We start from the raw sequence: 13,648 nt of genomic DNA, 5'->3' as shown, positions 1-13,648 counted from the left end.
AAAAGGAACGGCTTCGTAATGAAAACCGTTCCTTTTCGCGTACTGTGACTTCTTGTCTACTGACGTTAAAGAATGTCGATATGTTCGCCGTTTAAAGCTTTGTTCATGCTTCGCACGGCACAGAATTTACCGCACATCGAGCAGGTATCTTCCTGTTCCGGCGAGCGGTCAGCACGGATGGCTTTTGCAGTCTCCGGGTCCAGTGCGCAGTCCCACTGTGCTTCCCAGTCGAGCACGCGGCGGGCATCGCCCATCTTGTCGTCAATATCACGCGCATGCGGAACACCTTTGGCGATGTCGGCAGCGTGTGCGGCGATTTTGCTTGCGATGATGCCCTGTTTTACATCATCCAGGTTCGGAAGAGCCAGATGCTCTGCCGGCGTTACGTAGCACAGGAAAGCAGCGCCGTTCATGGCCGCAATCGCGCCTCCGATGGCAGCGGTGATGTGGTCGTAGCCCGGTGCAATATCGGTCACAAGAGGGCCGAGGACATAGAACGGAGCGCCCATGCAGATGGTCTGCTGTACTTTCATGTTGGCCGCAATCTGATCCATCGGAACGTGGCCCGGTCCCTCAACCATAACCTGAACGTCTTTTTCCCAGGCACGTTTGGTGAGTTCGCCGAGGCGCACCAGCTCCTCAATCTGGCAGACATCCGTTGCGTCGGCAAGGCAGCCAGGACGGCAGGCGTCGCCGAGAGAAATGGTCACATCGTATTCACGGCAGATATCGAGAATCTCATCGTAATACTCGTAGAACGGATTCTCCTCGCCGGTCATGCACATCCAGGCGAACACGAGGGAGCCGCCGCGGGAAACAATATTCATTTTCCGTTTGTGTTTGCGGATCTGATCGATGGTTTTTCTGGTGATGCCGCAGTGCAGGGTGACGAAATCGACACCGTCCTCGGCATGGAGGCGGATGACGTCAATAAAATCTTTGGCGGTCAGCGTATCCAGGTCTCTCTGGTAATGGATCACACTGTCATATACCGGCACGGTGCCGATCATGGCCGGACATTCGGAGGTCAGTTTCCGCCGGAACGGCTGCGTATTGCCGTGGCTCGACAGGTCCATGATGCTTCTGCGCCCATATTGACCGCGGAGAGTACCTTCTGCATCTCCACATCGTAATCTTTACAGTCTTTCGAAACACCGAGATTTACATTGATTTTCGTGCGCAGCATCGAGCCGATGCCCTCCGGATCGATGCAGGTGTGCAGTTTATTGGCCGGAATGGCAACCTTTCCGCTGGCAACGAGCGGCATCAGTCTTCCACGGCCATATACTCTTTTTCTGCGACTTTTTTCAGCTCCGGTGTTACAATGCCGCGGCGTGCGGCGTCCATCTGTGTTGCGTAATTGCGTTCCATCTGTTGTTCTCCTTTATTTTCAAAATCAGATCCGGTAAGCGTGGTTCAGCGGTCCCGAGCCGTGGCCGAGATCCATCATGCTCGCGAGTGCGCCCGAAATATACTCTTTTGCGGCGGAAATGGCATCCGGAAGGGAAAGCCCCTTTGCGAGCCCCGATGCGATGGCGCTGGAGAGTGTACAGCCGGTGCCGTGTGTGTTCGGATTGTCGATGCGTTTTCCGGTGAACCAGGTAAATGTGCCGTTGTGATATAAAAGATCGTTGGCATCATTGATACTGTGGCCGCCCTTTAATAGAACGGCACAGCCGCAGGAATCCCCGATCTCTTTTGCGGCGCGTTCCATATCGCTTTCCGACTGGATTTTGATGCCGGAGAGAACTTCTCCCTCTGGAATATTCGGTGTGATGACTTCGGCCAGAGGAAAGAGCAGTTTTTTCATCAGGTCAGGCACGCCGCCCGAAGCGAGCGCGGAACCGCTTGTAGCGACGAGGACCGGGTCCACAACGATGTGTTTGGCCTGGTAGAAGCGAAGCCGTTCGGAGATGACTTCGATCAGTGCCGGGGAGGATACCATACCGATTTTGACGGCGTCCGGGAAGATGTCCGTAAAGACGGCGTCAAGCTGTGCGGCCAGAAACTCCGGTGTTACATCGAAAATACCGGAAACTCCGGTGGTGTTCTGGGCGGTGAGTGCGGTAATTGCCGACATGGCGTAAACTCCGTTTGTGATCATGGTTTTGATGTCTGCCTGAATGCCGGCGCCTCCGCTGGAATCACTTCCCGCGATTGTTAATGCTGTTTTCATGTTTTTCGCGTCCATGAGAATTACTCCTTTGCATTACTTTTCTTTTTGGACAGGCGACAAAGAAAGTGGTGCCCCCAGTCTGCCGCCTGGTGTGAGGATGAATGGTTACGTAAAATTATTTGTTTTCCAGCATGCGCAGAGTCTGTTCTTTCAGATCCTTCGTTGCGGAAACAATGTCTTTCTGTGCAAAAATGGCACTGATGACGGCGATGCCGCAGATGCCGCTGCCGGAAAGCTCCGTCACGTTATCGCGTGTGATGCCGCCGATGGCGATGACAGGGATTTTAACGGCATTGCAGATAGCAGTCAGCGTTTCGTGGCTGACATCCTCCGCATCCGCCTTGGAACCGGTGTGGAAGACCGCGCCGACGCCGAGGTAATCTGCCCCGCGCTGCTCGGCGAGAATGGCCTGTTCCACGGTCTGCGCCGAAACGCCGATGATCTTGTCCGGGCCAAGCTTAGCACGGACATCGCCGGCCTCCATATCGCTCTGGCCGACATGAACGCCGTCCGCATCCATCTTAGCTGCGATTTCCACGTTATCGTTGATGACGAAAGGAACATGGTATGCGGCACAGAGTTTTTTCAGTTCCAGTGCCTCTTCCATAAAGTGATCCTGGTCAAGATTTTTTTCGCGGAGCTGGATAAACGTTGCGCCGCCCTGCAGAGCCTTTTCCACCTGGCTGTACAGTGTCTCGCCGTTCAGCCAGCTGCGGTCTGTCACAGCATATAAAAGCAGGCCTTTTTTATCGCACTTCATACTTTGCACCTTTCTCCAGCGTCTCGCCGTCCATGTGGTAGATGGCGTCGATGATGCGGTTCCGGTAGGTGGAGTTGCCGTCTTCCGGTTTCATATGGCTCCAGCCGATCTCGCCGGCAAGTCCCATCGCGCAGACAGCGGCAGCAGCGGCTTTTAACGGCTCGTCCGGGTTGGCAACGAGGTAAGCGGTCATCATGCCGGAGAGCTGGCAGCCTGTTCCGGTGATGCTTCCCATCTCGGCGCGTCCGTTGCGGATCACGTAGCAGGTGTCAGCATCGGCAACGAGGTCGATCGCTCCTGTGATGGCGACAACACAGTTGTGGTCTTTCGCAAAGTTTTTTGCAAAAGCAACGGCGCTGTCGAGGTTTTCGTCTGTTACTTTATCGGCAACGTCTGCATCAACACCCTTTGTCGTTCCACTTCCGAGTGCCAGTGTTTTGATTTCGGAAATATTTCCGCGGATGACGGTGAACGGGATTTTTTCCATCAGCCGACTGCGGTCGAAGTACGTAAGTGGCTTGCGCCTGCGCCGACTGGATCGAGCAGGATTTTGTGACCGAGCGAAGCTGCTTTTGCACCGGCACGGTACATGCCGTCGATGCTCGTTCTGTGCAGCGTTCCGATGTTGATGTTCAGACCGCCGCAGATGGAGGTGATATCCTCGACATCCTCCGGTTCATCGGACATGATCGGGCTTGCGCCGCATGCCAGCAGAATATTGGCGACATCGTTTACTGTAACGTAATTTGTGATGTTGTGTACGAGAGGGGTTGTTTTTCTGACATTGTCAAGACAAGTGCCTAACATAATTTTTTGTTCCTCCTGTGTGAGTATTTTTGCAGAAGCAAATTCCCTTGTGGTACTGGAAGAACCTGTTGATGATGTGTTCATAGAGATTAAAAAAGCAGATATACGTGGAGGTATATCTGCAGAAAATGTGCATATCGTATCTCCCTACGTTGGCATTACCCAAATCAGGTTCAGGGTCTAGGAGATGCATCCTACTCTCAGCCCGCTTCGCACGCGAGCTCCCCTTTGCTTTCTGCAGACAATTATATACGCATAAAAACAATTGTGCAAGAGAAAAACGGAAGATTTAAAAAAATTTCAGAAAAATAAAAAAGACATGCAAAATATTGGAAATGTAATGTTATTTGGGTTGACAGAGAAAATAATATCAGCGTAAAATGAAGTATAAAATATGCGTGGAAGACGGGTGAAACGATGGAAGAACAAAGAAGCTTGAACTCTACCAGGACAGCCCGGAATACACCTTCGACCTGATCCTCGTGGACGTACATATCGCAAAGCCGATTGATGCGGAATTACTGAAAAAGAAAATTGCAGAGTATTGCAGGTGAAAAGAAGTGCCCCTGCCCGGCATCTGATGTGTGCCGGGCAGGGGCTTTTGATGTGCGAATCTTATTTTTCTTCCTCCGGGTACGTATAGCCCCAGGTTCTGCGGAAGGAGGTCATCAGATCCATGACGTCCTCGTGTAGTCGAGGTGCATGGCAGATGCATCTCCATTGATGGCGCGTTCCATGTCGGCGAGCTCATAGGCGAGTGCATCGGCGTTGTCACCGGCTTTGATGATTTCGGATTCGCCGGTGGAAGCGTCTGTGATTTTTGCTTCCCAGGCACGCGGGTACTCCATGATCTCGATAAATCCGTTCTCACAGGAAACCATGCCGCGTTTCGGCTGTTTGGAGTGGAGAGAGAGCATCACACTTGCCATCTGCCTTCCTGATTGGTGAGAAGGAGGCCGGCCTGCTCGTCCACACCGGTCGGAGCGGGCTTTACCTGGGAAAGGAGCTGATCCGGCTTAGAGTCGAAGAACCAGCGGATGAAGGAGAGTGCGTATACGCCGATATCAAGCATCGCGCCGCCTGCGAGATTCCGGTTGAAGAAGCGGTTCTTCATGTTGTACTCTTTGAAACTGCCGAAGTTCATCGTGATCAGATTGACTCTGCCGAGACTGCCGGAGTCGAGAAGTTTTTTCAGCTCTTTGTAGATCGGCATATGGTAAATCGTCATTGCCTCTCCGATGATGACACCTTTTTCTTTTGCAAGCGCTATGGCCTCGTCGAGCTCGTCGCTGTTCAGCGTAATCGATTTCTCAACGAGAATGTGTTTTCCATTGGCAATCGCCTCTTTCATAAAGCCAAGATGCGTGTTGTGCGGCGTCGTGATATAAATGACATCGACCTCCGGATCGGTAAACATCTCATGGAAATCATCGTAAACTTTTCCAATTCCATATTTCTCCGCAAAAGCAGCCGCCTTCTCATGGGTCCGGTTGCCGACTGCGTAAATATTCTTTCCGTTTTTCTGCAGTGCGACCGCCATTTCATTTGCAATCACACCGCATCCGAGTACAGCCCATTTGATTTCTTTCATCGTGAGATTCTCCTATCGTATCTATTTCGCCCAGAGCGGTTCTTCGCTTCCGCTGTAGTCAAACCGTCCGTCGTTTTTCTCTTCCAGTGCTTTGATCATATGGTACGTAAATTCATTGTAAGGCGTTGGAATTCCAAGCTCTTTTCCCATGCGGATCAGCGCACCCGAGAACATATCAATTTCCGTATGGCGTCCCGCATCGAGATCCTGGAGCGTCGAGTAGCGCGCCGTCGGCGGAACCGCACTTCCGCGTCCCGAGGAGACATCCGCCTTGCTGATATTAATTCCCTTTGCCTCCGCAATCGCCATCAGTTCTGCGCGGAGTCCGTCGCTGATCGCCTTCATATGTACACTGTCGCGGTAGCAGCCGACCCCGGCACCGAGAATAGCCTGCGGCAGGTTATTGCAGACATTCAGCCGGAATTTGCTCCATAGTTCCTCTAAAATACAATCGGTTGCCCGGTAATGCAGCCCTGTGCCGGAGAACAGATCCAGAACAGCCTGCACACGCTCACTGTCGTACGGCGCCGAAACTTCGCCGAAAATGATGCCGAGCGTCGCCTCAGGGTTGAAAACGTAGCCGTCATTCTCTTTATGAGAAGCTACTTTGATAACAGCATGAAGCAGATGCTCCGCACCGACTTTTTCCGCGATGATCTCCTCACTGTCCACGCCGTTCATCAGACTCATGATCACAGTATTCTCGCCGGTAACGGCAGTAATATTGTCAAGAGCCCCCGGCAGTGCGCCGTATTTGAGCGAGACGATCAGAAAATCCACGCCGTGTGCCTCTTCCGGTGTCCATACCTCCGGGTGATAAACCGTATCGTTAATTTTGCATCCTTTGTTTTTCAGACGCTTCGCCCGTTCCCCGGACGCGATAACGCCAAGCCGGATGTCCTTTTTCTCCGAAAGCCCCCAGATTACATAAGACCCAACCGCTCCGGCGCCCAGAACAGCAACTGATTTTATTATCATAATAGCCTCCTTTGTAACTATTTGAATTACCCTTACTATAACAAATTTTGCGGAGATCCTCAATTTGTTTTTCAAAATAGAAAATTTCGGAAAAGGAAGCCTAAATGTGTTGACGGAAGCTATTGGACCGCGGAGCAGAATAACTGGATGGTGACAGACGATCTGAAAAAGGTCAACGATACGCTGGGCCACGAGATGGGCGACATCATGATCCTGAACTTTGCAAAGCTCCTGCGGAAGGTCGTTCCGCCTCCGACCTGCTGCACGAGGCAGATCTGAAAATGTACGAAGACAAAATCCGGACGAAAGAAGAACAGAAGGCAAAAGAAAAACAAGAGAAGAAATAAGAAACGAAGGAGAAACGAAATTCGAACATTTCTCCTTTGTTTTTTGCGCGCATTTTTACCGGGAAATCATATTCTAAGGTTAGAATGAAAAAACAGGAGAATCTGTTGATGAAAGGAAAATGGCTGACAGGTGCGCTTGTACTGGCAATGGCGGCAGTGACGCTGGCGGGATGCGGGGCAAAAGATGAGACAAAAGAAAAAGTGGAGCAGGTGACATTAAATGAGGTTGCCCACTCCATTTTTTACGCCCCGCAGTACGTGGCAATTGAGGAGGGGTATTTTGCGGACGAGGGCATTGATCTGACGCTGATAACAGGATTTGGTGCAGATAAAGTGCTGACGGCGATGATTTCCGGCGAGGCGGATATCGGGTTTATGGGGGCGGAGGCAACCGTCTACGCGTACCTCGAGGGAACCGCAGACCCGGTTGTGAACTTCGCGCAGCTGACGCAGCGGGCGGGAAACTTTGTTGTGGGAAGAGAGAAAGACAATTCGTTTACCTGGGAGAAATTGAAAAACAAAGAGGTATTAGGGGGAAGAAAAGGCGGTATGCCGGAAATGGTCTTTGAGTATGTTCTGGCGCAGAAAGGGATTGATAAAAAAGACGTAAACATTAACCAGAGCATCGATTTTGGTTCCACAGCTGCCGCGTTCTCCGGCGGGCAGGGGGATTATACGATTGAATTTGAACCGTCCGCGACACTGCTCGAGCAGAAGGGCGACGGCTATGTCGTGGCATCGGTCGGAACGGAATCCGGGTATGTGCCGTATACGTCGTACAGCGTCAAACAGAGTTATCTGAAAACGCACGGCGCAACCGTAGAAAAATTCACGAAGGCACTGCAGAAGGGAATGGACTTCGTGCAGACGCACACACCGGAGGAGATTGCAGAAGTGATTGCGCCGCAGTTTGCAGAAACCGAGCTGGAAACCATCACCGCGATCGTGCGCCGCTACTATGAGCAGGATACGTGGAAAGAAAATCTGATCTTTGAGGAAGAAAGTTTTGATCTTCTGCAGGAGATTCTGGAGCAGGCGGGAGAGCTGGAGAAAAAGGCACCGTACAAGACACTCGTGACAACAAAATACGCCGAAGAGGCCGCCGCCAAAGGCTGATTCCGGCGGAATAGAAAAGCGAAAAAAGACAGAAAAAGACACTTTTCGACATTCGTCGACAAACAGCGACATTTCATTCGAAAAAAATAAAGAAAATTGCAAAAGAAAAGAAGAAAAATAGAGAAAAAGTATTGCAAAAAAGTAAATTTTGTTGCATACTATGGATGTCGCATATATTTTTTACAACACAGGCATACGGAGGCGAACAGACATGAAAGTAGGTTTTATCGGCGGCGGCAACATGGCGAGTGCCATGATTGGCGGAATGATTCAAAAAGGAGTTGTATCTGCAGATGACATTCTGGTATCGGTCCGCACGGAGAAAAGTGTGGAACGCTTGACCAACCAGTTTGGAGTCCAGGCGACTACGGAGAACGAAGCGGTCGTAGCCGGATCCGATCTTGTATTCCTGGCAGTAAAGCCAAACCAAATAAAAAATATAATAAACCTCGTCAAAAACTTCATCTCACCCGAGAAGATTATCGTATCGATTCTTCCCGGTAAGTCTTTACAATGGCTGGGTACAGAAATCGGAAAACCAACAAAGTTAATTCGCACCATGCCAAACACACCAGCACTCGTCGGAGAAGGAATGACCGGCGTCTGTGCCAATGATCTCGTGACGGAGGAAGAGCTGCAGCTCGTTTTAACCCTCCTGAAAAGCTTTGGCCGCGCAGAAGTTGTTCCGGAGTATCTGATGGATACCGTCACAGGTGTCAGCGGAAGCTCGCCGGCGTACGTATTTCTTTTCCTGGAGGCTCTTGCAGATGCGGCCGTAGCCGAAGGAATGCCGAGAAAACAGGCATATGAATTTGCTGCACAGTCTGTCCTTGGAAGCGCCAAAATGCTTCTCGAGACAGGAATGCACCCGGGAGAATTAAAAGACATGGTCTGCTCGCCAGGCGGAACCACCATCGAAGCGGTTGCCGTACTGGAGCGGGAGAAACTGAGAAGTGCTGTTATTGATGCAACACGAGCCTGCATCCGGAAATCAAAGGGAGTGGATTAGAAGGAGCAGCACCGCCGCTTTGACAGAATGACGCTAATGTGAAAGCAGCAAAATAAAGAATGTATGCACAAAAAAACAAACCAAAACAAGCAAAAAGCAAGCACAAAAAAGAGTAAAAAAACAAACGAGCGGAAAAATCCCGGCAGCCGTGGAAAAGGCACCGGGATTTTTTCTGGTAATTTATAGTTTTTTTCCTTTACTGAGCGTACTGTTGTGATAATCGGAAGAATAGGTTACATCCTTTCCAAACCATACCGGAGGAACAAAGGCGTTTGCGGATGCTTCGTCCGGAAACTCCACCTCTGCGAGGTAAAGGCCTTCATACGGCGCATCAAAGACATCGAGCTCGATCGTCAGATCCGTTCCGGTAAGCGGCAGCAGATAGCGTGTTTTTGAGATGAGAACGCCGTCTGCCTTTTCCCGCAGATGAAGGTAGGATTCCTTTGTGAGCGGAAGATTATACTCTTCACGCACCATCAGCCTTTTGACTTGTAGGTCAGATAATATTCGTCGTCAGAGCGGCGGATGCGGACAACCGGTTCGGTGGAAAGATAGCCCTGCTCGATTTTTTTACATGGATAGCTTGTAAGATTTTCCGGAAGCTGATCCAGAAGGTATTTGCGTTCGATTTCCATAAAAGAGACTCCTTCTCGTGATTGCATCACTGCTTTTTTCAAGAGTTTACCATGCTTTTCCCGTGATGTTAAGCGAAATCCGGCTTTTTGCGAAAAAAGTCCTGAAATTTTTATGAAATGCAAGCATTCTGCGGAAAAATGTGGTATAATAGCGGCGGTTTGTTACAAAGAAAAGCAGAGAATATCACGTGACAAAACACACGAGACTGATCATACAACACAGGAGGACAAAACCATGGCAAAGATTTATGTATTTCTGGCAGACGGATGTGAAGAGATTGAGGCACTGACCCCGGTGGATCTGCTGCGCAGAGCCGGAGAAGACGTATGCACCGTTTCTATTATGGGAAGAAAAGAAGTAACAGGATCCCACAAAATCACCATTCTTGCAGATGAAACCATCGAAGAGGGAGAGTTTGATGACGGAGACATGCTGGTACTTCCGGGCGGAATGCCGGGTACATTAAATCTGGCCGGAAACGAGACGCTCGCAGCGCTGATTCGTTCCTATGACGATCAGGGAAAGAAACTGGCAGCCATCTGCGCAGCGCCGAGCATCCTTGGTGTGATGGGCATCTTAAAAGATAAAAACGCTGTCTGCTTCCCGGGATTTGAAGAAAAGCTGGCAGGCGCAAACGTACTCGATGTACCGGCAGTCACCAACAAAAATGTGACCACCGGCCGCGGCATGGGAGCAGCCACTGACTTCGCACTGGAGCTGATCCGTGTTCTGCAGGGAGAGGACAAAGCAAAAGAAATGGCGGAAAAAATCGTATTTCATTGCTAAAAAAAAGCCTAAAAACCACAGAAATATAAAAAAATCACTGGCGTTTTTGAAAAGAGTATGCTATACTCGATAAATGACTGTAGAATGGAGAGGTGTGCAGGTTTTCTGCCGCTTTTCAGATAAATCAAGGAGGAAATTGATAAAATGAGTGTACAGGTCGAAAATTTAGAAAAGAATATGGCCAAACTTACCATTGAGGTTCCGGCTGAAGAATTAGAGAAAGCACTGGAGAAAGCTTACCAGAAACAGAAAAAGAACATCAGCGTTCCGGGCTTCCGTAAAGGAAAAGTTCCGAGAGCTATGGTAGAAAAAATGTATGGCCCGGCAGTATTCTATGAGGATGCTGTAAACAGCCTTGTTCCGGAAGAGTATTCCAAAGCAGCAGAAGAGAGCAAACTGGACATCGTATCCCGTCCGGAGATCAACGTAGAGCAGATCGAAAAAGGCAAAGCTTTCATCTTTACCGCAACTGTAGCAGTAAAACCGGAAGTTACCCTTGGCGAGTACAAAGGTCTGGAAGTAGCAAAAGCTGACACAACCGTTACAGATGAAGAAGTAGAAGCTGAGCTGAAAAAAGAGCAGGAGAAAAATGCAAGAACCATCAATGTAGAGGATCGTCCGGCAGCAGACGGAGATACCGTTACACTTGACTTCGAAGGTTCTGTAGACGGCGTTCCGTTCGACGGCGGCGCTGGAAAAGATTATCCGCTGACCCTTGGCTCCCATTCCTTCATTCCGGGATTCGAAGAGCAGCTCGTTGGCGCAGCTCTGGAAGAGGAGAAGGAAGTAAACGTTACTTTCCCAGAGGATTATCAGGCAGAAGAGCTTGCTGGAAAAGCAGCAGTATTTAAATGCACCATCCACAAAATCGAAGCAAAAGAGCTTCCGGCACTTGATGACGACTTCGCAAAAGACGTTTCCGAGTTCGATACTCTGGATGAGTACAAAAAAGAAATCAAAGACAACCTGACCAAGAAAAAAGAAGAGCAGGCTAAGACAGAAAAAGAGAACGCTGTCGTAGATAAAGCAGTAGAGAACGCAACAATGGAGATTCCGGAGCTATGATCGATACGCAGGTAGAGAACATGGTTGACGATTTCGCAAGAAGAATCCAGTCCCAGGGTCTGTCCATGGAGCAGTACATGCAGTTTACAGGCGCTACCGTTGATTCCTTAAAAGAGCAGATGAAACCGCAGGCTGTTAAGAGAATCGAGAGCAGACTGGTACTTGAGAAAGTTGCAGAAGCAGAGAACATCCAGATCAGCGATGAGAAGCTGGACGAAGAGCTGGCTAAAATGGCTGAAATGTACAAAATGGAGCTGGATAAATTCAAAGAGCTCGTTGGCGAATATGAGAAAGAGCAGATGAAGAAAGATCTCGCTGTTCAGGAAGCAGTAACTCTCATGGCCGACAGCGCAAAAGAGGCGTAAGACCTCGGAAAGAGAGGCAATTGAATGAGTTTTGTACCTTATGTCATCGAGCAGACAAGCAGGGGAGAGAGAAGTTACGATATTTATTCAAGACTGCTGAACGACCGTATTATTTTTCTGGGAGAGGAAGTCACTGACGTATCGGCAAACCTGATCGTTGCACAGCTTCTTTTCTTGGAGTCTGAAGATCCGGGAAAAGATATCCACATGTATATCAACAGTCCGGGAGGTTCTGTAAGCGCAGGACTTGCTATCTACGATACGATGCAGTACATCAAATGTGATGTATCCACGATCTGTATCGGTATGGCTGCCAGCATGGGAGCATTCCTTCTTGCCGGCGGTACCAAAGGAAAGAGAATGGCTCTGCCAAACTCTGAAATCATGATTCATCAGCCATCCGGCGGTGCACAGGGTCAGGCAACCGAGATCAAAATCGTTGCAGAACAGATTCTGAAAACCAAACGGAAATTAAATGAAATTCTGGCGGCAAATACAGGAAAACCGCTGGAACAGATTGAGATCGATACCGAGCGTGACAACTATATGTCCGCAGAGGAAGCAAAAGCATACGGTCTGATTGATAATGTAATTACGAACCGATAAGAGAGGAAAGGTGTCCAAAAGCGTAGTTCCGGCAATGAGGCTTTTGTGGCACCTTTTGCCTTATCCGGCGATAAGGTTTAGTTGTAATATGTTGAAAGGAAGAAAACGATGGCTATAAAAGGGAATGATACCAAGATCCGCTGCTCTTTCTGCGGAAAGACAGAAGACCAGGTACGCAAGCTGATCGCAGGCCCGGACGGGGCATACATCTGTGATGACTGCGTGGCAATCTGCTCGGAGATCATTCAGGAAGAATTTGAGGATCTGTACGGCGAGCAGGATACCGACGAGATCAACCTGATCAAACCAAAGGAAATCAAAGCATTTCTGGATGACTACGTAATCGGACAGGATGAGGCGAAAAAAGTGCTCTCCGTTGCTGTTTACAACCATTACAAACGAGTGCTTTCCGGTGCATCCTCCGACATCGAACTGCAGAAGAGCAACATTCTGATGCTCGGACCGACCGGTTCCGGAAAAACGTATCTGGCACAGACACTGGCCAAACTGATCAACGTTCCGTTTGCAATTGCAGACGCAACGGCACTCACCGAGGCAGGTTATGTCGGCGAGGACGTAGAAAACATTCTGCTCCGCCTCATTCAGGCAGCAGACTATGATATCGAGCGCGCTGAGCACGGCATCATCTACATCGATGAGATCGATAAAATCACAAGAAAATCCGAAAACGCTTCGATCACACGAGATGTTTCCGGCGAGGGTGTACAGCAGGCACTGCTGAAAATCCTGGAGGGAACTGTAGCTTCCGTTCCGCCGCAGGGCGGAAGAAAGCATCCGCATCAGGAGTTTATTCAGATTGATACGACGAATATCCTCTTTATCTGCGGCGGTGCATTCGAAGGACTCGAGAAGATCATCGAGACGAGACAGGATACGAAATCCATCGGATTCAACAATCCGATCGGCCATGCAAAAGATGAGAATGTCGGAGATCTGCTCCGTCAGGTCATGCCGCAGGATCTGACCAAGTTCGGCCTGATTCCGGAGTTTGTCGGACGTGTGCCGATTGTCGTTACGTTAAATTCTCTGGATGAGACGGCCCTGATGAAGATTCTGGTTGAGCCGAAGAATTCTCTGGTCAAACAGTACAAGAAGCTGTTTGAGCTGGACGGCGTACAGCTTGACTTCAAAGAAGATGCACTCGAAGCGATTGCAAAGAAATCCCTGGAGCGGAAAACAGGCGCCAGAGGTCTCCGCGCAATCATGGAAGATACGATGATGGATCTGATGTATGAGATCCCGTCGGACAATACGACAAAAGAATGCGTCATCACCAAGGACGCTGTAGAAAAGAAGGCGGAGCCGGAGATTATTCACGGCGAACCGGCCCCTGTTCCACGGCGGAATATGGGAAGAAGATCCGGAAGACCGGAAACCGCCTGAAA

9 protein-coding genes, 5 pseudogenes and 1 riboswitch are annotated in these 13,648 nt (G+C 49.7%); of the genes and pseudogenes, 7 read left to right on the top strand and 7 right to left on the bottom strand.

What is annotated here, in order from left to right; genetic code table 11:
* Positions 1-65: 65 nt before the first annotated feature.
* The 6 genes and pseudogenes from thiC to DWZ60_RS00135 all read right to left on the bottom strand — a co-directional run bounded on the left by thiC (position 66) and on the right by DWZ60_RS00135 (position 6,312).
* Positions 66-1,371: pseudogene (gene thiC / locus DWZ60_RS00160) on the bottom strand (phosphomethylpyrimidine synthase ThiC).
* Between the two features lie 25 nt (positions 1,372-1,396).
* Complete coding sequence (gene thiD / locus DWZ60_RS00155) at positions 1,397-2,176, bottom strand: bifunctional hydroxymethylpyrimidine kinase/phosphomethylpyrimidine kinase (RefSeq protein ID WP_055219891.1); 780 nt, start codon at positions 2,174-2,176, stop codon at positions 1,397-1,399.
* A 115-nt stretch (positions 2,177-2,291) separates the two neighbouring features.
* On the bottom strand, positions 2,292-2,936 hold the full coding sequence (thiE, locus tag DWZ60_RS00150) for a thiamine phosphate synthase (protein ID WP_055226936.1): 645 nt from the start codon (positions 2,934-2,936) through the stop codon (positions 2,292-2,294).
* Positions 2,923-3,743 (bottom strand): annotated as a pseudogene (gene thiM / locus DWZ60_RS20520) (hydroxyethylthiazole kinase). The gene thiE and the pseudogene thiM overlap by 14 nt, the downstream one beginning before the upstream one ends.
* A 126-nt stretch (positions 3,744-3,869) precedes the next feature.
* Positions 3,870-3,981, bottom strand: a riboswitch (TPP riboswitch).
* 377 nt (positions 3,982-4,358) lie between these two features.
* Positions 4,359-5,334, bottom strand: a pseudogene (locus DWZ60_RS00140) (Gfo/Idh/MocA family protein).
* Between the two features lie 21 nt (positions 5,335-5,355).
* The gene (locus DWZ60_RS00135; RefSeq protein ID WP_117801966.1) at positions 5,356-6,312 is read right to left on the bottom strand and encodes a ketopantoate reductase family protein; all 957 of its coding nucleotides are present in this window, start codon (positions 6,310-6,312) and stop codon (positions 5,356-5,358) included.
* Between the two features lie 147 nt (positions 6,313-6,459).
* On the opposite strand from DWZ60_RS00135, the gene DWZ60_RS00130 reads away from it, so the two are divergent.
* From DWZ60_RS00130 to proC, 3 genes are all read left to right on the top strand, one after another.
* Positions 6,460-6,591, top strand: a complete 132-nt coding sequence (locus tag DWZ60_RS00130) for a diguanylate cyclase domain-containing protein (RefSeq protein WP_117801967.1) — start codon at positions 6,460-6,462, stop codon at positions 6,589-6,591.
* Between the two features lie 176 nt (positions 6,592-6,767).
* Complete coding sequence (locus DWZ60_RS00125; RefSeq protein ID WP_117760473.1) at positions 6,768-7,775, top strand: ABC transporter substrate-binding protein; 1,008 nt, start codon at positions 6,768-6,770, stop codon at positions 7,773-7,775.
* A 211-nt stretch (positions 7,776-7,986) separates the two neighbouring features.
* Positions 7,987-8,784: a pyrroline-5-carboxylate reductase gene (gene proC, locus DWZ60_RS00120; RefSeq protein WP_117760472.1), complete on the top strand. Its 798-nt coding sequence runs from the start codon at positions 7,987-7,989 to the stop codon at positions 8,782-8,784.
* A gap of 180 nt (positions 8,785-8,964) precedes the next feature.
* Here the strand turns inward: proC and DWZ60_RS00115 are convergent.
* Positions 8,965-9,419 (bottom strand): annotated as a pseudogene (locus DWZ60_RS00115) (CYTH domain-containing protein).
* Positions 9,420-9,654: 235 nt separating this feature from the next.
* Here DWZ60_RS00115 and DWZ60_RS00110 point away from each other — a divergent pair.
* The 4 genes and pseudogenes from DWZ60_RS00110 to clpX all read left to right on the top strand — a co-directional run bounded on the left by DWZ60_RS00110 (position 9,655) and on the right by clpX (position 13,646).
* A complete protein-coding gene (locus DWZ60_RS00110; protein ID WP_117801968.1) occupies positions 9,655-10,206 on the top strand; it encodes a DJ-1 family glyoxalase III in 552 nt (183 codons plus the stop codon).
* Positions 10,207-10,350: 144 nt separating this feature from the next.
* A pseudogene (tig, locus tag DWZ60_RS00105) lies at positions 10,351-11,636 on the top strand (trigger factor).
* Between the two features lie 24 nt (positions 11,637-11,660).
* Entirely contained in the window at positions 11,661-12,242 is a 582-nt protein-coding gene (gene clpP, locus DWZ60_RS00100; RefSeq protein WP_022461349.1) for an ATP-dependent Clp endopeptidase proteolytic subunit ClpP, read from the top strand.
* 108 nt (positions 12,243-12,350) lie between these two features.
* Positions 12,351-13,646, top strand: coding sequence for an ATP-dependent Clp protease ATP-binding subunit ClpX (clpX, locus tag DWZ60_RS00095; RefSeq protein WP_117509624.1), 1,296 nt, complete (start codon positions 12,351-12,353; stop codon positions 13,644-13,646).
* Positions 13,647-13,648: the final 2 nt, after the last annotated feature.

This window comes from Blautia sp. AF34-10, assembly GCF_003477865.1.
In the GTDB taxonomy this organism is placed as follows: Bacteria; Bacillota; Clostridia; order Lachnospirales; family Lachnospiraceae; genus Fusicatenibacter; species Fusicatenibacter saccharivorans.
This window is presented reverse-complemented; position numbering and strand designations above follow the sequence as displayed.